The following is a 19647-nucleotide window of genomic DNA, read 5'->3' as shown; positions in this document are numbered from 1 at the left end:
TTTTAAAACATCTTCTTCACTATTGATGTTAAAGATATTTAATGTAAGAACATTTAATTTTTCTAGCGATGTATTTGTAAGTTGTTTTTCTAAAAAATTGATAAAGTTCCTAATTTTACTTTAAGCAGTTCTTTTTAAGTATTGAGTTTTCCTTCATCACTCATTCTTTGAAATAATTGATCTATTGCCTTACACATATTGATTTCATCTCCTTCTGGTAAGTCTTCTCTTCTAATATTTGTACACGTAAATGTTGCCGCCATCATGAAGCTTTCTGTTTCAATTTTACGATTTTCTCTTAATCCATCATAACTTCCTGCAAACATACTTTGATCAATTTCTACGACATCTCTTAATCTTCGATTCATAAGCTTTCTTGCATCCATTGTTTTAAGGTCGACAACAGGTAGTTTCCAATCATTGATATAAGGTTCCATCTCTGATGGTGTACTTTTCAATGTTTCTTTTAATGCTTCTAGCAACTTCTATTCTTCATCTCCCGTATAGAACACAAAGCTTCCTACTGGATAGACTTCTTTTTTTACTTTCAACTTGATTGATATAAGTCGTCGCATCATAGTTGAGTATGCGAAAAATCATATTTTTATCAAAAGTACTTTGATGTTCAACTCCAATAATCACATAATCTCCATGAATACTTGCTTTTCTTACGACATCCCGATATCTTTTGATCTCTGTTTGCTTGTCGACCTTTCCTATCAAGGTCGACAGATCATTTTATCTTTCTCTTTTCCTTCTTTCAATGGACGGATAGTCCAAAAAATATAAAAAGCTATTGATGGATTAATCCATTTCAATAGCTCCTGTATATAATTGATAGTATTTACCTTTTTCTTTAATAAGTGATTGATGATTTCCTCTTTCAATAATATGTCCTTGTTCTAAGACCATAATACAATCACTATTTTTAATTGTTGATAAACGATGGGCAATAACAAGTGTTGTTCTACCATGCATTAATTTATCCATTCCATCTTGTACAAGCTTTTCTGTTCGAGAATCAATAGAAGAAGTTGCTTCATCCAAAATAAGTGCAGGAGGATTAGCAACAGCAGCACGCGCAATCGCTAATAACTGTCTTTGTCCTTGCGATAAGTTCGCCCCATCTCCTGTAAGCATTGTTTGATAACCATCTGGCAAATGTTTAACAAAGAGATCGGCATTGGCAAGTTTTGCTGCTTCAATACATTCTTCATCCGTAGCATCAAGACGTCCATAGCGAATATTATCCATAACTGTTCCAGTAAATAAATGTGTATCTTGTAAAACCACACCTAATGATCTTCTTAAATCATCTTTTTTAATCAATTTAATATCAATTCCATCATAAGTAATCGAACCTTTTTGAATATCATAGAAACGATTAATTAAGTTTGTAATTGTTGTTTTACCTGCACCAGTAGCCCCAACAAAGGCAATCTTTTCACCAGGATTAGCATAAACATCTACATTGTGTAAAACCATACGGTCATCAAAATAACCAAAGTCAACACCTTCTAAACGAATATCACCCTTCATTTCTACAAGTTCAACATGACCATCGCTTCTTGGATGTTTCCAAGCCCAATGTCCTGTTCTTTTATCTGTTTCAACCATTTTTCCATCAACAGTTTCTACACGACATAAAGTAACCACACCTTGATCATCTTCACTTTCTTGATCTAATAAATCAAAGATACGACCAGCTCCTGCTTGTGCCATGGCAACAGCATTGATTTGTTGAGAAATTTGTCCAATAGGTTGGTTGAAACTTTTATTCAATGTTAAGAAAGCTACAAGGGTTCCAATTGTTAAAGCAAAATGTCCATTTAAAGCAAGGATTGCGCCAACAATTGCACAAATGATATAAGAGATATTTCCAAGTTGTACTGTAACTGGCATTAAGATATTCGCAAATTTATGAGCTTGATAAGCACTTTCTCTTAATTCATCATTTAATTTTCTAAAATCAGCAATTGCTTGATCTTCATGGTTGAAGACTTTAACAACTTTTTGACCAGAAATCATTTCTTCAATATAACCATTCACTTTACCTAAATCCCCTTGTTGTTGAACGAAGAATTTACCTGATAACGATCCAAGTTTTCTTGATACAACAAGCATGATCATAAGCATACATACACTTAACACAGTTAAAGGAATATTTAAAATGATCATTGATACAAATGTTGTCACAATAGTCATACAACTTGAAATAAGTTGTGGAATAGATTGTGAAATCAATTGTCTTAATGTATCAATATCATTTGTATAGACTGACATTGTATCTCCATGAGGAGTTCTGTCAAAATAACGAATTGGTAAAGATTCCATATGTTCAAACATTTCAATTCTTAAATCTCTTAAGAACCCTTGTGTTACATAAACCATAATACGGTTAAAGGTAAAGGCACAAACAACACCACAAGCATAAAGTGCGCCCACACGAATCAAAGCATGGAATAGTCCACTAAAGTTAGGTGAAGAACTCTTTAAAAGGGGAACAATATAATCATCAATTAATGTTTGCATAAACATTGTTCCTTGAACATTAAATAAAGCATTTCCTACAATACATAGAAAAACAACAATTAAATGGATTTTATATTTACTCCATAACATTTTAAGTAAACGTTTCATTGTTCCTTCTTTCATTATTCTTCCTCCTTCCCTTTCATTTGTGTTTCATAAATTGTACGATAAATTTCATTTGTTTCTAATAATTTATCATGTGTGTCAAAACCATCCACGACACCATCATTTAAAACAATAATACGGCTTGCATTTTGAACAGATGATATACGTTGTGAAATAATAATTTTTGTTGTATTGGGAATACGTTCATTGAATGATTCTTGAATACTTGCATCTGTAGCTGTATCAACAGCACTTGTTGAATCATCTAGAATTAAGATTTTAGGATTTTTTAGCAACGCTCTTGCGATGCATAAACGTTGTTTTTGTCCACCTGAAACGTTTGAACCACCTTGTTCAATATACGTATTATAACCATCTTCAAAACGATCAATAAACTCATCAGCGCACGCTAAACGACAAGCTTCTTTACATTCTTCTTCTGTTGCATTTTCATTACCCCAACGTAAATTTTGTAAGATTGTTCCACTAAATAAAACATTCTTTTGTAAGACAACAGAAACTTCATCTCTTAAAACTTCAAGATCATAATTACGAACATCTTGTCCACCAACAACAACGCTACCTTCGTCAACATCATATAAACGAGAAATAAGGTTGACCAAACTACTTTTAGCACTTCCGGTACCACCAATAATTCCAATTGTTTCACCACTTTTAATATGAAGATCAACATCTTTTAAGACCGCTTCTCCACTACCATGTTTATAAGAAAAAACAACATGATTGAAATCAATTGAACCATCTTTTACTTCAGTTAAAGCTTCTTGAGGAGAGATTAAATCAGATTGTTCATTAATAACTTCTGCAATACGTCTTCCTGAAGCAAGTGACATCGTAATCATAACAAATGCCATAGAAAGCATCATAAGAGACATCATAATATTCATAACATAGCTAAATAAACTTGTAAGTTCACCTGTAGTAAGAGTCCCACCTACAATTGCTTTAGCACCTAACCATGAAAGCATTAAAATTGAACCATAAACAGCTATTAACATAGCTGGGTTATTATAAGATAAAACAGATTCCGCTTTGACAAAAAGTTTATAAATGTTTTGTGCTGCTTTTTTAAATTTTTCATTTTCATATTTTTCTCTAACAAATGATTTAACAACTCGAATACCAACAACGTTTTCTTGAACACTTTCATTTAAAGTATCATATTTAGGAAAAACATCATTAAAATATTTTGTGGCATGATACATAATTATTGTAAGGACCGCTACTAAGAAAACAATGGCAACAACAAAAATCATACTTAATCTAAAGTTGATCATCATTGCCATGGTAAGGGCACAAATAAGTGACATTGGCGCACGAATGCACATACGAATAATCATTTGATAAGCCATTTGCACATTTGTCACATCTGTCGTTAAACGTGTTACAAGTCCTGCAGTACTATATTTATCAATGTTTGAAAAAGAGAATGTTTGAATGTTTGTATACATGGCATCTCTTAAATTGGCTGCAAAACCCGTTGAAGCTTTAGCTGCATGGTTACCAGCTAAAAAACCAAGTGATAATGTTCCAATTGCAATAACAAACATGAATGTTCCATATTTTGTAACATTAGACATATTACCTGCCTCAATCCCTTTATCAATAAGACTTGCCATTAATAAAGGAATAATGATTTCTAAGATAACTTCTAATGCCGCAAATAACATTGTAAGTAATGAATCTTTTTTATATTCTTTGATTTGTTTCATTAAAGTTTTTACCATAATTGACTTCCTTTCCTATTCATTTACCGAACTTCATGAATATTTATAAATCTTCTTTGATATTATTAATTAATTTATCGGATATTTTAATAAACATATTTATTTCTTCTTCAGATAAATCTTTAATAAGTTTTTGATGCATTTCTTTCATCTTATCTTCAATTTGTCGATTATGATTTCTTGAAGATTCTGTTAAAACGATTTTCTTTAATCTTGCATCATATTCTACTTCTTCTCGTTCAATCATTCCCTTTTTACACATCAATTTCAACATTTCTGATGTCGTAGAACGATTGATTGAAAATTCTTTTTCTATATCTTTAGGAAATGTATCAAGCCCACTATCTTCTCTATCTTGAACAAACCCAATAATCCAACAATGCATTAAAGTTACACGATCAGGCCTCTGACCTGTTTTCTTATCCATTGTTTTTCTCATTAGGTTATTTATGGTCTTAATACGATGTCCAATGGGATCTCTATACATATCATTCCTCCTATATTGTTCGGTTACGAATTGTATGGTAACATACAATTTAAGATTTGTAAACTTTTTTCATAGAAGTTCTTTATAAGTCGTTGTATAATAGAAAAGAAAGTGAGGAAGACAAATGGAAATTAAAGAAAGGTTTTTAAATTATGTGAATTTTGACACACAATCAGATAGTTATTCACATACTGTTCCTTCAACTTCAAAACAATTAAAATTAGGAAATTATTTAGTTGAAGAATTAAAATCATTAGGAATTGAAAACGCAAAAATAGATGAATTTGGTGTAGTTTATGGAACAATTCCTAGTAATAATAATCATCAAGGAGATGTTATAGGTTTTATTGCCCACATGGATACTTCTCCTGATGCAAGTGGTAAAGATATTCATCCACAAATTATCAAAGATTATCAAGGTCAAAAAATTACTTTAAATGAAGATAAAGAACTTTATCTAGACCCTGAACAATATCCTCAACTCTTACAACTTATTCATCATGATTTAATTACTACAGATGGAACAACTTTATTAGGAGCTGATGATAAAGCTGGTATTGCAATCATTATGCAAATGGTGGAATATATTTATAATCATCCAGAATTTAAACATAATGATATTCAAATTGCTTTTACACCTGATGAAGAAATTGGACATGGTAGTGATCACTTTAATGTTGATTACTTCAATGCACAATATGCTTATACCATTGATGGTGGAGATATTCACATTGTTGAATATGAAAACTTTAACGCATTTAGTGCCGAAGTGAAAGTCCATGGAAGAAGTATTCATCCAGGAAGTGCTAAAAATAAAATGATCAATTCAACGCGTGTTGCCTATGAATTTGATTCACTTTTACCTGTGCATATGCGCCCTGAATCAACAGAAGGTTATGAAGGATTTAATCACCTTCACTCGATTCAAGGAACTTGTGAAGAAACAGTTGCTGAATATATTATTCGTAACCATGACTTACAACAAGCAAATAAACAATGCCAAGACTTTAAAGACATTGCAGAGTTCTTAAATAAAAAATATGGTTATAAAATTGTTGAAGTAACGATTACAGAAAGTTATTTAAACATGAAAGAAGCTCTAAAAGATCATATGTTCATTGTTGAACAAGCTTTAGCTGCCATTAAAGAAAATGGTTTAGATGCTTATTGTTCACCAATTCGTGGTGGTACAGATGGTGCACGTTTAACATTCAAAGGACTTCCTTGTCCTAATCTTGGTACAGGTGGTTTTAACTATCATGGACCCTATGAATATTGTTCACTTACTATGATGGAAAAACAAGTTCAAATCTTACTTCATATTTTAAAAAACACTGCTTCTAAATAAGCATTAACAAAAAATCGTGTGGATTTCTTAGACAATAAATAAAGCAAAAGTATTAACTTAATTTCTTAACTTAGTAGCATTACAAAAAAAGCCGTGATTTTTCACGACTTTTTGATATTAAAATTAAATATTTGTATTTCTTATAATTTACTTTTGATTTTCTTTATTTAATTCCAAAGTATCTATTTTTTTAATAAATGGTAAATAAATAACAAAAGATACAACAATCATCACAAATTGCCATAATGCAACACGCCATCCACCAATCAAAAGTCCTGATATAATTGGTGGTGTTGTCCAAGGAACCATAACCCCGCTAAATAATGGTAAAATTCCCATATACATTAATAAGTAACTACTTATACCTATAATTAAAGGAACAAGAACAAATGGAATTAATAGATATATATTAAGTACAATTGGTGTCCCAAAAATAATTGGTTCATTAATGTTAAAGATATTAGGTACAATGGATAATTTACCTAAGCTACGTAATGACTTTGATTTGGCAAAAAATGTAATATAAATCACTAACCCAATCACAATTCCAGCACCAGACATACATAAGAAATTGTCCCAAAATTGTTGTGTAAAAATATGTCCACCATTTTGAATTGTAAGAGGCAATCCTGAATCTATAATTTTTTGATTAGCTGCCATATTTGCTTGTAAAATTGGTGAAAGAATTCCTCCACATATAGAACCACCATGGACGCCTGTCCACCATAATAAAGACATAACAACTGTCATAATAATAACGCCAAAGAATGAATCTGTAATTCCTTGTAAAGGAATTTGAATTACCGAATAAATAAGTTCTGCAAATGTTGTATTAAATATAAAGTGACATATAGCATAAATAATTGCACAAATAGTAATAATAATTCCAGTTGGTAATAGTGACGAAAATGAATCTGCAACACCACTAGGCACACCATCTGGCATTTTAATGCTAATATCTTTTTTTACACATAAAGAATAAATATATCCAACTAAAAAACCAATTAAAATAGCACAAATCATTCCTTGACCAGCAGTCCAATCTTTAGAAATAATTCCTGTAACTGATTCCCCACTGTCTAATACCTTAGAAGATGGAGTTAATAAAATAAAAGCTGCTAAACCAGTTAAAGCGCCATTTATAGCTGTTATTACTTGATCATTCTTCAAATAAGAATAAGTAATTCCTATTACTGTAAAGAAGGCCATTAATGAAAACGTAGAAGAATATACTTGAGAACATATATCTCCTATTCCACTTTCACTAATTACTTTACTTACTGATTCAATTGGTAAGTTGGCAATCAACAGGAACAATGATCCTATCATTAAAAACGGTAAAGAAAACATCATTCCATCCTTTAAAGCCTTTATAACTTTTGTATTTGTAAACTTCGATATATAAATAACTAATGTTTCATTTATAAATTTGTTCATATTATTTATCTCCTATAAAATTTCACCATTTGATGAAATAACTCTTTTATACCATTCAAAAGAAGCTTTTCGATATCTTCTTCCACTACCTTTAGCTTGGTCATCTAAATCAACATAGATAAATCCATATCTTTTTGCCAATTCACCAGTAGAAGCACTTACAATATCGATTGCTGACCAAGGAGTATATCCCATGACTTCTACACCATCTAACTCAATTGCTTTTTTCATTTCTGAAATATGGTTTCTTAAGTAATCAATACGATAATCATCATTAATGATTCCATTTTCTAATTTATCATAAGCTCCAAAACCATTTTCAACAATAAACATTGGTTTTTGATATCTTTCATAAACTTCATTTAAAATAATCCTTAATCCTGTAGGATCAATAGCCCAACCCCAATCACTTTTCTTTAACAATGGATTTTGTACTTCAATAAAGTCATGTATTTTATCATATTCTGCAATCGTTGATTTATAATAACTAAACCCTATATAATCCACAGTACCTCGTTTTAAATCTTTTAAATCTTCATCAGTTATATCTAATTGAATATTACTCCTTTCCCACTTTTTTAAAGTATAGGTTGGATAATATCCCCTTACATGAACATCACTAAAGAAATACCTCTTATCCATTGCTTTAATTCCTGCAAGAATATCTTGTGGATTACAAGAAGAAGGATAAATTGGGCCAAAATGCAACATGCAACCTACTTGCATAGAGGCATTAATTTCTTTGGCTCTTTGAACTGCTCTAGCACTTGCAACAAACTGATAATGAGATATTTGATACATTGTTTGTTCAATATTTTCATTATCTTCATATAAAACACCTGCTCCAGTCCAAGCATTAAAAGGATTATCGGTATCTATAAGATTATTAATTTCATTAAATGTCATCCAATATTTGACCTTTTTGCTATATCTTTTAAAACATGTAATCGCATATCTTTCAAAGAATGTAATTAATTGTCTATTTCTCCAACCACCATATTTTTTTGCTAAATAAAGAGGCATTTCAAAATGAGATAAAGTAACAATAGGCTCTATTCCATATTTTAAACATTCATCAAAAACATGATCATAATACTCTAGCCCTTCTTCATTAGGCTCTAATTCGTCACCTTGAGGATAGATCCGTGGCCATGAAATACTTAAACGGAAACATTTAAAGCCCATTTCAGCAAATAATTTAATATCTTCTTTATAATGATGATAAAAATCAATTCCATAATGGTTAGGATAATATTTATCATCTAATATTTCATAAGAAATTTCTCGAGGGTGATCAACGTCACCAGCTGACATAACATCGGTTACACTTAATCCTTTATGTCCTTCTTGATAGCCACCTTCGTATTGATTAGCAGCAACAGCGCCACCCCATAGAAAACTTTTATTCATAATCATTCTCCCATTTTAAATTTATCAACTGCTTTTGTTGTTTCTTCTAAATAAGAATAATTACTTATTAATTTTAACGAAGTAAATATATTAAAAACATACTGTAAAGAAGCAATATAAACAGCATTAGATAGTTCAGTTGTATTTTGAGTGGTCATAATTACAATTGTTTCATCACAATATTTACAAATTTCTCTTTTTTTATGATCACAAATCACAATTGATTTAGCATGATATTTGCGAATATCCTTTGCTATTTTTAACATTTCCATATTTTGACCTGTATGTGTTAAATAAATGCAAACTGTATCATTTGGTTTCCTTTGCCTTAAGTATTGAAGATGCATTGGATTTAAACTGTTATATGCTTTAGAAATAACCCCTTCTTCTTCAAAATTCAAACTATAAATTTCTGCTAAAGAAAAATTAATACCAGTTCCATAAATTTCAATATATTTAGCATTTTTAATAAGTTGATAAATTCTTTCTATAACTTGTCTATCTAGTAAACTTTTTGTATACTCTATCGCTCTTTTATGTAAAAGTTCGATTTTATTTAAAGCATCATCAATTGAACTCTCACTTGAAAAAGGTTCAATTTTAAAATCATTTTTCAATTCAAGTAAATGAGAATATTCAGCCGCATATTGATATTTAAATTCTTTATATCCATTAAAGCCCAGTTTCTTACACAACCTAGAAATCGTTGCACTACTGGTATAACTTAATTTTGCCAGTTCATTAATATTCTTTTTTAAAATATCTTCTTGATTATTTATTATATAATCCACTAAATACTTTTCTTGAATTGTTAAATGGTCTAATGTTTTCATTTTGTCAATAATCATCATATTTCCTCTTTTCACCGGTTAAAAGATTCAAATTAATTATCTTCTTATCTAGAAGACATCTTCATCATAATTAACAACAACTTGTAAGTCAATCTTCTGTAAGCATTTACAATCAAATCGAAAAAAACTTTCAATTTCACAATTATTAACAATAAAAATTGAAAGAAATTATCAAAAAAGGTTATTACGAAATTCAATAAATAATTTCATAACAACCTTTTTATTTTGTATTATTTTTATTTATATAAAAAGAGAACAACATTTCGCATTCGTTCTCTTTTTTTGAAGATTTTCTTACAATATTTTAGGTTGCCTTCTTAAGTGCCTCCTAAACTATTTTTTTGTCCATTTTTCAAATTCTTCATCAGTAGCTAAAACATAATGAGTTCCATCTACTAAATGTTCAGTACCTTTTGTATAATCGACTCCACTTTCTTTATAATCGTAAGTAAATGATTTACGTACTTTTTCTACACGTGGATTAGGATGAGGAATAGCACTTAATAATGATTTTGTATATGGATGAATTGGATTATCAAAGATTTCTTCAGTAGTCCCTGTTTCTACTAAATGTCCTAAATGTAATACCCCAATTTTATCACTGATATATTTAACCATTGATAAGTCATGCGCAATAAATAAATATGCAATTCCTGTTTCTTTTTGAATCTTTTTCATTAAGTTAACAACTTGTGCTTGAATAGATACATCTAACGCTGAGATTGCTTCATCAGCAATAATTAAATCAGGATTCATAATTAATGCTCTTGCAATACCAATACGTTGTCTTTGTCCACCTGAGAATTGATGTGGATAACGTGAAGCATGTTCTCTTGATAAACCAACAAGTTCAAGCATTTCATAGATTTTTTCATTTCTTTCTTCAATAGAAGAATAAGATTTATGAATATCTAAACCTTGACCAATGATATCAATAACTTTCTTTCTTGGATTTAAACAAGCCATTGGATCTTGGAAAATCATTTGCATCTTTGTATGTAATTCTTTAGATGTTTCCTTATCTAATTTTCCACCAATTTCTTTTCCATTGAAAACAATTGAACCAGAAGTTGGTTTATATAAACGAATAATACTTCTACCAGTAGTTGATTTACCTGAACCAGATTCACCTACTAAACCATAAGTTTCACCTGGCATAATATCAAATGAAATACCATCAACTGCTTTTACAGTAAAGTTACGATTAATTTTAAAATGTTGTTTTAAATCTTTAACGACAAGGATAGGTTCTTTATTTTCCATTATTCAACACCCTCCTTTTTCATTTTTTCTAATCTGTTTTTTAATTCAACTGGCATTTCAACTTTTGGAGCTTTTTCATGCATTAACCATGAAGCAACTTTATGAGTTGTACTACCAGGTACTTTAAACATTGGAGGTTCAATTCTTAAGTCAATATTTAAAGCATACTTGTTACGTGGAGCAAAAGCATCACCTTTTACTTCATGTGCTAAGTTTGGTGGTGTACCAGGGATTGTGTATAATTCATCATCATCAGTATCTAAATCTGGCATAGATGATAATAATCCCCAAGTATATGGATGACGTGGATCATAGAAAATTTCATCAATGGTTCCAGTCTCTACGATTTTACCAGCGTACATAACATTTACATAATCAGCTACTTTAGCAACAACACCTAAGTCATGTGTGATATAAATAACTGATAAATCTTTTTTCTTTTGAATATCTTGAATTAATTCAAGAATTTTAGCTTGGATAGTAACGTCCAATGCAGTTGTAGGTTCATCACAAATTAAAACATAAGGATCACAAGATAAAGCAATTGCGATAACAATTCTTTGTCTCATCCCACCTGATAATTGGTGAGGATAGTTTTTCATACGTTTTTCAGCATTAGTAATACCTACTAATTGTAATAATTCAACTGCTTTTTTATAAGCTTCTTCTTTTGGTGTATTGTAATGATGAATCATTGGTTCCATAATTTGATTTCCAATTGTCATTGTAGGGTTTAATGATGTCATTGGATCTTGGAAAACCATGGCAATTTTACGACCACGAATTTCACTTTGCATTTCTTTTTCACTTAATTGACAAATGTCTTTTGTGATTCTTTCACCTGTATTTTCATCTGTCCAAGTGTAGTTAATAGAACCACCATCAATTGAACCATTTCCAGCCATGATACCCATGATTGCTTTAGTAGTAACTGACTTACCTGATCCAGATTCACCAACGATAGCGATTGTTTCACCTTTATATAAATCTAAGTTAACACCACGAATTGCATTAACAATACCACTATCAGTTCTAAAAGAGATATTTAAATCTCTGACTTCTAATATTTTTTCTCTTTCTGCCATAATTACATCTCCTTCATAGTTGGATCAAGTGCATCACGAAGTCCATCACCAAATAAGTTGAAACTTAACATTAAGATAGAGAAAATAATAACTGGAATTACCATCATGTAAGGGTAAATAGTAATTGAGTTAAATCCATCATTAATTAATGTACCTAATGAAGCCATTGGAATTGGTAAACCTAAACCAACGAATGATAAGTATGCTTCATAGAAGATAGCATTTGGAATAGACATCATAATCATAATAATCATTTGACTATAAATATTTGGTAAAATTTCTTTAAAGATAATAAATAAGTTACTAGCTCCTAAAGTACGTGAAGCTAAAACGAATTCTTCTTCTTTTACTCTTAAAACTTGAGCTCTTGTAATACGTGACATACCAATCCATTCAGTAAATGATAAAGCCATGATAATTGTGAATAATGATGCTTTCATCACCATTAATAACAATGTTAATATTACTAAAGTTGGGATAGAGTTTATGATTTCTTGAATTCTTTGCATTACTGAATCAACTTTACCTCCGAAATAACCAGAGATAAGTCCATATGTCATACCTACAATCACGTCAATGAAGATTGCAACAACGGCAATGAATAATGAATATCTTGTACCTGTCCAAACACGTACAAATAAATCACGACCATAAGTGTCTGTACCAAAGAAATGTTCAGCACCTGGTGAAATACTTGCAATTCTTGTATTGATTGCATCAAATTTATATGATGAAAACATTGGAGCAAAAATAGCAAATACTGCGATAACTAAAATACAAATTAAACCGATAACGGCACCTTTGTTCTTTTTAAAACGATTTAAAGAATCTTTCCAAGCAGGAAGTGATGGAGCAACAACGTCTTTAGTAATGTCTTGTTTGTCTCCAACGAATTCAAAATCGTCTGGTAAAAATTCAATCTTTTCTAAATCCATTATTAATCATCCTTTCCTAATCTAATTCTTGGATCAATAATTCCATAAGAAATATCAATAATTAACATCATGAAAATGTACATTGCAGCATATAAGAATGAACAAGCTAAAATGATGTTGTAATCATTTGATAAAATACTATTAATTAATAATTTACCTAATCCAGGAACAGAACAAATCTTTTCAACAACCATAGTACCTGTCATTAAGTTAACTAAGATAGGTCCTAAAATTGTGATTACTGGAATTAAAGCATTTCTTAATGCATGTTTGAAAATTAAAGTTTTACGATCTAATCCTTTTGCTTTTGCAAGAGTCATATATTCACTTGTTAAAACTGAAACCATTTCAGTACGTGTAAAACGTGCAACGTTTGCAATAACACCAACAGATAAAGCTAAAATTGGCATAATTGATGATTTAATTGCATTCGATGAACTATATGAAGTTGGTAACAATCTTAATTTTGAAGCAAATAATAATAAAATTAACATTGCAAATACGAATGATGGGATGGAAACCCCAATTACAGAAATAACTGTAGCAATTGTATCCCAAATTGTATTTTTATGTAATGCAGCAAATACTCCTAAGAACATACCAATAACTGTTCCAATAACTACTGCACATAAACCGTAAATCATAGATAATTTTGCAGCACTTCCTACAAGTGAAGATACTTGCATATCTTTGTATAAGTTAAATGATACCCCGAAATCCCCTGTTAACATATTTTGAATATAACGTACGAATTGAACCGGAATTGGTTGATCCAATCCATATTGTGCTTCAATAGCAGCTCTGGCTGAAGCACTTAATTTTTCATTGTTAATTGGAGAACCTGGTAAAAATTTAACCATTAAAAATAATACCATTAAAATAACGAATAATGTAATTAACGAAATAACTAAACGTTTTCCGATATATTTTAAGGTTGAATTACTCATCTTTTTTCCTCCTATATTTATTTAAAAAAGAAACACAATACAGAATACTATATTGTGTTGTCTTCTCTATGTTCTTTTTTAGATTGAACTATTTTGATACATATTCGAATGTATATGGAACACCAACTGGTTTAATACCTAAGTTTTTAACTTTTGTATTTTGTAAAGTAGCAGTTCCTTTTTCGAATACTGGAATATATCCTAAATCTTCACATAAGATTTTTTCTGCATCGATCATTAATTGCCAACGAGCATTAGCATCAGTTTCACTGTTAACTTTTCCCATGATTGAATCATATTCAGCATTTGACCAATGACCATAGTTGTTATTGTTGTCAGTTAAAGCTAATGTTAAATAAGTTGTAGGATCACCATAGTCAGGTCCCCAACGAGTTACTGATAAATCGAAATCTCCATTTTTTTGTTTGTTGTAGATACGATCTTGTTTAGTAGTAGCAACCATTTCAATTTTTAATCCTTTTAAGCTAGAGAAAGCGTTTTGTAAATAAGTTGCAAATACATCCATTGGAGATTCATCTGTACCATAAGTTAATCTTAAAGTAATTTCAGATTTTCCTAATTCTTTTAATCCTTCATCTAAAGCAGCTTGTGCAGCTTTTTTGTCATATGAAGTATATGTTGCAGCTTCATCACGGAAATCTTTTCCTTCTGGAGAAATTGATAATCCTGAAGGTACGAAACCTTTAGCAGCTTGTGAACCGTCTTTTAATACGTTTTCACATAAATCTTTTCTGTTGATAGCTAATGATAAAGCTTTTCTTACATTTAAGTTAGCTAAATCACTATTTTCTAAATTTGGTTGAATGTAGAATAAGAATCCTTCAGAAATATTTTTGAATGATTCATCTTTTTTGTATTTATCAACTAAGTCAGAGTTGATAATAGCGAAATCAGTTTCACCTGCTTCAAAAGCTTGAGCAGCAACTTTTGGCTCTTGAACTAATTTCATCACTAATTTGTCGATTTTTACATCTTTAGCAGCATAGAATTTATCATTTTTTTCGAATTCAGCTACTGAACCTGGTTCCCAGTTTGTCATAACGAAAGCACCGTTACCTAAAATAGAATCAGCACTCTTACCATATTTATCACCTTGTTTTTCACAGAATTTTTGGTTAATTGGATAGAAACATGGGAATGACATTAATTCATCAAAGAATGAAACTCTTGTAGTTGTAGTAATTTCTAACGTTTTGTCGTCTACAGCTTTTACCCCTAATTTGTTTAAGTCTTCATCAGTTAAATCTTGTTCTGCATCGATTTTATCTGATAATTCTTGAGCACCTGCGATGTTAGCAATACCATCGCAGAACATGTAATAGTAGTTTCCTTTCTTTTTGAAAATTCTTTGCCATGCATAAACGAAATCGTTTGCTGTCACAGCATCACCATTAGACCATTTAGCATCTCTTAATTTATAAGTGTGTGTTAAACCGTCTTCTGAAACTTCTGAAGATTTAGCAATACCATATGTAGTAGTACCATCTTTAGCAGGTTTCATTAGCCCATCAATAATTGCATGTAATGCAGTAAATGAGCATCCGTCTTCGGCATCTGATGAGTCTAAATTTTTGATATCTAATTCACTTGAATAAGTGTAAGTAGATGAATCATCACTAGATCCCCCACACCCAGCAAGAGTTAGAGCCATCATAGCACAAAGTACCATAGATAATAATTTTTTCATTTTTTCTCTTCCCTTCTATAAATCGCCTTTGTATACACTAATACATATACAATAAAAATTTATGCTTTAATATTAGTACAATGCGTTATAGAAGTCAACAAAAAAAACGAACTTTGTATACAAAATTGTATTATTGTTTATACAAAAAAATATTTTTCAATCTACATTCAAGAATAAAATAGAACAATTGTTTTTTATACATTTATTTTTGACGTTTATATTAATTGGAAGACAACATATTTTTTTATTCTTTTTTAAGAAGAAACACAATACCGAAATATTGTGTTTCTGTTGATTTTATCGACTATTTTGATACATATTGGAATGTATATGGAACCCCTACAGGTCTAATTACTAAACCTTTTACATCTTTATTTTGTAAAGTTGCAGTACCTTTTTCAAATACTGGGATGTAACATAAATCATCCATCATAATTTTTTCTGCATCAATCATTTCTTGCCAACGAGTATTAACATCAGATTCATTAGCAACTTTATCCATTAATGCATCTAATTCACTGTTTGTATATTTACCATAGTTGTTACCATTAGTAGAAATACCCATTGTTAAGTAAGTTGTAGGATCACCATAATCAGGTCCCCAACGAGTTGTAGCTAAATCGAAATCTCCATTTTTTTGTTTGTTGTAAATACGATCTTGTTTAGTAGTAGCTACCATTTCTACTTTAATACCATCTAATTTACTTAAAGCGTTTTGTAAATAAGTTGCAAATACATCCATTGGTGATTCATCTGTACCATAAGTAACTCTTAAAGTAATTTCAGATTTTCCTAATTCTTTTAATCCTTCATCTAATGCAGCTTGAGCAGCTTTTTTATCATATGAAGTATAAGCATCTGCTTCATCACGGAAATCTTTTCCTTCTGGAGAAATTGATAATCCTGATGGAACAAATCCTGAAGCAGCTTGTGAACCATCTTTTAAGACGTTTTCACATAAATCTTTTCTATTGATTGCTAGTGAGATTGCTTTTCTTACATTTAAGTTAGCTAAATCACTATTTTGGAAGTTTACTGAAATATAGAATAAGTAACCTTCATTAATTTGTTTGAATGAATCATCTTTTTTGTATTTATCAACTAAGTCTGAGTTGATTGGAGCGAAATCAGTTTCACCTGCTTCGAATGCTTGAGCAGCAACTTTTGGATCTTGAACTAATTTCATTACTAATTTGTCAATTTTAACTGTTTTAGCATCATAATATTTATCATTTTTTTCAAATTCAGCTACTGAACCTGGTTCCCAGTTTGTCATAGTGAAAGCACCATTTCCTAAAATAGTTTTAGCACTCTTACCATATTTATCACCTTGTTTTTCGCAGAACTTTTCATTGATTGGATAGAAACATGGGAATGACATTAATTCATCAAAGAATGAAACACGAGTAGTTGTAGTAACTTCTAATGTTTTATCATCGACTGCTTTAACACCCATTGCATCTAAATCAGCATCTGTAATATCTTCTTCATTGTCAATTTTATCTGACATTTCTTGTGCCCCTACAATACTTGCAATACCATCACAGAACATGTAGTAATATTGACCTTTCTTTTGGAAGATTCTATGCCAAGCATAAACGAAATCATTTGCAGTAACAGGATCACCGTTAGCCCATTTAGCATCTTTTCTGATTTTGTAAGTATGAGTTAACCCGTCATCTGAAACTTCAGAAGATGAAGCAACACCATTTACGATATTACCTTTCTTATCTGTTTTCATAAGCCCATCAATAACAGCATGCATTGCTGTAAATGAGCATCCGTCATCGGCATCTGATGAATCTAAGTTTTTAATATCTAATTCACTTGAGAAAGTGTAAGTAGATGAATCTCCTCCTGATCCCCCACAACCAGCAAGAGTTAGAGCCATCATAGCACAAAGCACCATTGATAATAGTTTTTTCATATTCTCTCTTCCCTTCTTAAATTATCTTTTGTGCAATAAATCGACATGTTGTATACAATTTATCGATTTATTAACTTCATAATAGTGTATTAGTCTTTAAAAGTCAATACTATTTTGGATATTTGTATACAATGCAATATATTAATTTATTACCGTGATAGTTTTTTATTAAAAAAGACATCATATTTTCTTATTATGCCTTTTCTCTTTTTATTCAGTTTTTTCTACATATTCAAAAGAAATTGTTCTACATGGTTTAATAACTAGATTTTTTACTTTTGGATTTTGTAATGTTGCCGCTCCTTTTTCAAAAACAGGAATATATGCATAACCATCTAGTAAGATTTTTTCTGCATCTTTCATTTTTTGCCAACGAGTATTAGCATCAGATTCATTAGCAACTTTATCCATTAATGCATCTAATTCACTGTTTGTATATTTACCATAGTTGTTACCATTAGTAGAAATACCCATTGTTAAGTAAGTTGTAGGATCACCATAATCAGGTCCCCAACGAGTTGTAGCTAAATCGAAATCTCCATTTTTTTGTTTGTTGTAAATACGATCTTGTTTAGTAGTAGCTACCATTTCTACTTTAATACCATCTAATTCACTTAAAGCATTTTGTAAATAAGTTACAAATACATCCTTTGGAGATTCATCTTTACCATATGTAAATCTTAACGTAATTTGATCTTTTCCTAATTCTTTTAATCCTTCATCTAAAGATTCTTGTGCTTTTTTCTTATCATAAGATGTAAAGTTTCCAGAATCTTTTCTAAAATCAACGCCATCTGGACTCGTTGCTAAACCAGAAAGAATAAATCCTGTTGCTGCAAAAGAACCGTCTTTTAATATTTTTTCGCATAAATCATTTCGATTAATTGAAAGTGAAACTGCTTGTCTGATATTCGCATTAGCAAGATCTGCATTTTGAAAATTCACAGATAAATAATAAAGGAAGCCTTCTGGTACTTGTTTAAAAGCTTCATCATCTTTATATTTATCTACCAAATCCTAATTGATTGGTGCATAGTCTGTTTCTCCTGCCATAAATGATTGAGCCGCAACTTTTGGATTTTGAACAAGTTTCATGACAAGTTTATTTAATTTAACATGTTTTTGATCATAATAACTTTCGTTCTTTTCAAATTCAACCACTGATCCTGGTTCCCAATTTGTCATAATAAAAGCACCATTTCCTAAAATAGCTTTTGCGCTTTTACCATATTTATCTCCTTGTTTTTCACAAAACTTTTCATTAATTAGGAAAAAACATGGAAATGCCATTAATTCATCAAAGAAAGAAACACGTACAGTTGTTTTTACTTCTAAAGTATAGTCATCAATTGCTTTTACACCCATAGAATTTAAATCATCATCCGTAAGTTCTTCACCTGCATCAATTTTATCTGATAACTCTTGAGCCCCTTCAATACTTGCAATTCCATCTGCAAACATATAATAATAACTTCCCTTTTTTCTAAAAATACGTTGCCATGCATAAACGAAATCATGAGCTGTTACAGGATCTCCATTTGTCCATTTAAAATCTTTTCGAAGTTTGTAGGTATGTGTTAAACCGTCTTCAGACAATTCTTCACTTTTAGCAACCGCGTTTACGATATTTCCTTTTTTATCTGTTTTTGTAAGTCCATCGATTACTGCATGAATTGCCTTGAGTGAACATCCATCATCTGCATCTGACGAATCTAAATTTTTAATATCCAATTCACTTGAATACGTATAAGTCGTTATGTCATCTCCATTTGATCCACCACATCCCGTTAATGTTAAAACCATTAAACAACATAAAAATAATGAGAGTATTTTTTCATATTCCCTTTCTCCTTTTTTATCAAAA

The 19647-nt window shown here is 30.5% G+C and carries 15 protein-coding genes and 1 pseudogene; 1 reads left to right on the top strand and 15 read right to left on the bottom strand.

All coding sequences use genetic code 11. The annotated features are described in order from the left end of the window. Positions 1-134: 134 nt before the first annotated feature. The 5 genes from HUU89_RS08010 to HUU89_RS07990 all read right to left on the bottom strand — a co-directional run bounded on the left by HUU89_RS08010 (position 135) and on the right by HUU89_RS07990 (position 4872). Entirely contained in the window at positions 135-482 is a 348-nt protein-coding gene (locus HUU89_RS08010; RefSeq protein ID WP_175301482.1) for a hypothetical protein, read from the bottom strand. Positions 483-492: 10 nt separating this feature from the next. Further along, the gene (locus tag HUU89_RS08005; RefSeq protein ID WP_175301481.1) at positions 493-723 is read right to left on the bottom strand and encodes an Rpn family recombination-promoting nuclease/putative transposase; all 231 of its coding nucleotides are present in this window, start codon (positions 721-723) and stop codon (positions 493-495) included. An 81-nt stretch (positions 724-804) separates the two neighbouring features. Continuing rightward, entirely contained in the window at positions 805-2655 is a 1851-nt protein-coding gene (locus HUU89_RS08000; RefSeq protein WP_032089809.1) for an ABC transporter ATP-binding protein, read from the bottom strand. Further along, on the bottom strand, positions 2655-4385 hold the full coding sequence (locus HUU89_RS07995; protein ID WP_175301480.1) for an ABC transporter ATP-binding protein: 1731 nt from the start codon (positions 4383-4385) through the stop codon (positions 2655-2657). Before HUU89_RS07995 ends, HUU89_RS08000 begins: the two co-directional genes overlap by 1 nt. A gap of 43 nt (positions 4386-4428) precedes the next feature. After that, a complete protein-coding gene (locus HUU89_RS07990) occupies positions 4429-4872 on the bottom strand; it encodes a MarR family winged helix-turn-helix transcriptional regulator (RefSeq protein WP_117851424.1) in 444 nt (147 codons plus the stop codon). Positions 4873-4996: 124 nt separating this feature from the next. Between HUU89_RS07990 and pepT the strand changes: the two genes are divergently transcribed. After that, positions 4997-6220 (top strand): peptidase T, encoded by a 1224-nt coding sequence (gene pepT, locus HUU89_RS07985; RefSeq protein ID WP_175301479.1) that lies wholly within the window; start codon positions 4997-4999, stop codon positions 6218-6220. Between the two features lie 147 nt (positions 6221-6367). Here pepT and HUU89_RS07980 read toward each other — a convergent pair whose 3' ends face one another. The 10 genes and pseudogenes from HUU89_RS07980 to HUU89_RS15000 all read right to left on the bottom strand — a co-directional run bounded on the left by HUU89_RS07980 (position 6368) and on the right by HUU89_RS15000 (position 19586). After that, complete coding sequence (locus HUU89_RS07980) at positions 6368-7657, bottom strand: PTS sugar transporter subunit IIC (RefSeq protein ID WP_175301478.1); 1290 nt, start codon at positions 7655-7657, stop codon at positions 6368-6370. 12 nt (positions 7658-7669) lie between these two features. Continuing rightward, positions 7670-9073 (bottom strand): 6-phospho-beta-glucosidase, encoded by a 1404-nt coding sequence (locus tag HUU89_RS07975; RefSeq protein ID WP_199664653.1) that lies wholly within the window; start codon positions 9071-9073, stop codon positions 7670-7672. Further along, positions 9070-9900: a MurR/RpiR family transcriptional regulator gene (locus HUU89_RS07970; protein ID WP_175301477.1), complete on the bottom strand. Its 831-nt coding sequence runs from the start codon at positions 9898-9900 to the stop codon at positions 9070-9072. The genes HUU89_RS07975 and HUU89_RS07970 overlap by 4 nt, the downstream gene beginning before the upstream one ends. Positions 9901-10251: 351 nt before the next feature. Further along, on the bottom strand, positions 10252-11181 hold the full coding sequence (locus tag HUU89_RS07965) for an ABC transporter ATP-binding protein (RefSeq protein ID WP_032089804.1): 930 nt from the start codon (positions 11179-11181) through the stop codon (positions 10252-10254). Then, positions 11181-12266 (bottom strand): ABC transporter ATP-binding protein, encoded by a 1086-nt coding sequence (locus tag HUU89_RS07960; RefSeq protein ID WP_032089803.1) that lies wholly within the window; start codon positions 12264-12266, stop codon positions 11181-11183. Before HUU89_RS07960 ends, HUU89_RS07965 begins: the two co-directional genes overlap by 1 nt. A gap of 2 nt (positions 12267-12268) precedes the next feature. After that, the gene (locus HUU89_RS07955; RefSeq protein ID WP_175301476.1) at positions 12269-13201 is read right to left on the bottom strand and encodes an ABC transporter permease; all 933 of its coding nucleotides are present in this window, start codon (positions 13199-13201) and stop codon (positions 12269-12271) included. A 2-nt stretch (positions 13202-13203) separates the two neighbouring features. Further along, the gene (locus HUU89_RS07950) at positions 13204-14148 is read right to left on the bottom strand and encodes an ABC transporter permease (RefSeq protein ID WP_175301475.1); all 945 of its coding nucleotides are present in this window, start codon (positions 14146-14148) and stop codon (positions 13204-13206) included. 88 nt (positions 14149-14236) lie between these two features. Then, complete coding sequence (locus HUU89_RS07945; RefSeq protein ID WP_032089800.1) at positions 14237-15856, bottom strand: peptide ABC transporter substrate-binding protein; 1620 nt, start codon at positions 15854-15856, stop codon at positions 14237-14239. Between the two features lie 304 nt (positions 15857-16160). Continuing rightward, positions 16161-17783: a peptide ABC transporter substrate-binding protein gene (locus HUU89_RS07940; protein WP_175301474.1), complete on the bottom strand. Its 1623-nt coding sequence runs from the start codon at positions 17781-17783 to the stop codon at positions 16161-16163. A 210-nt stretch (positions 17784-17993) separates the two neighbouring features. Then, positions 17994-19586: pseudogene (locus tag HUU89_RS15000) on the bottom strand (peptide ABC transporter substrate-binding protein). Between the last annotated feature and the right edge of the window lie 61 nt (positions 19587-19647).

This window comes from Faecalibacillus sp. H12 (genome assembly GCF_013361255.1).
Lineage (GTDB): Bacteria > Bacillota_I > Bacilli_A > Erysipelotrichales > Coprobacillaceae > Faecalibacillus > Faecalibacillus intestinalis.
The sequence above is the reverse complement of the archived record's forward strand: the minus strand, read 5'-3'. Positions and strand labels throughout refer to the sequence as shown.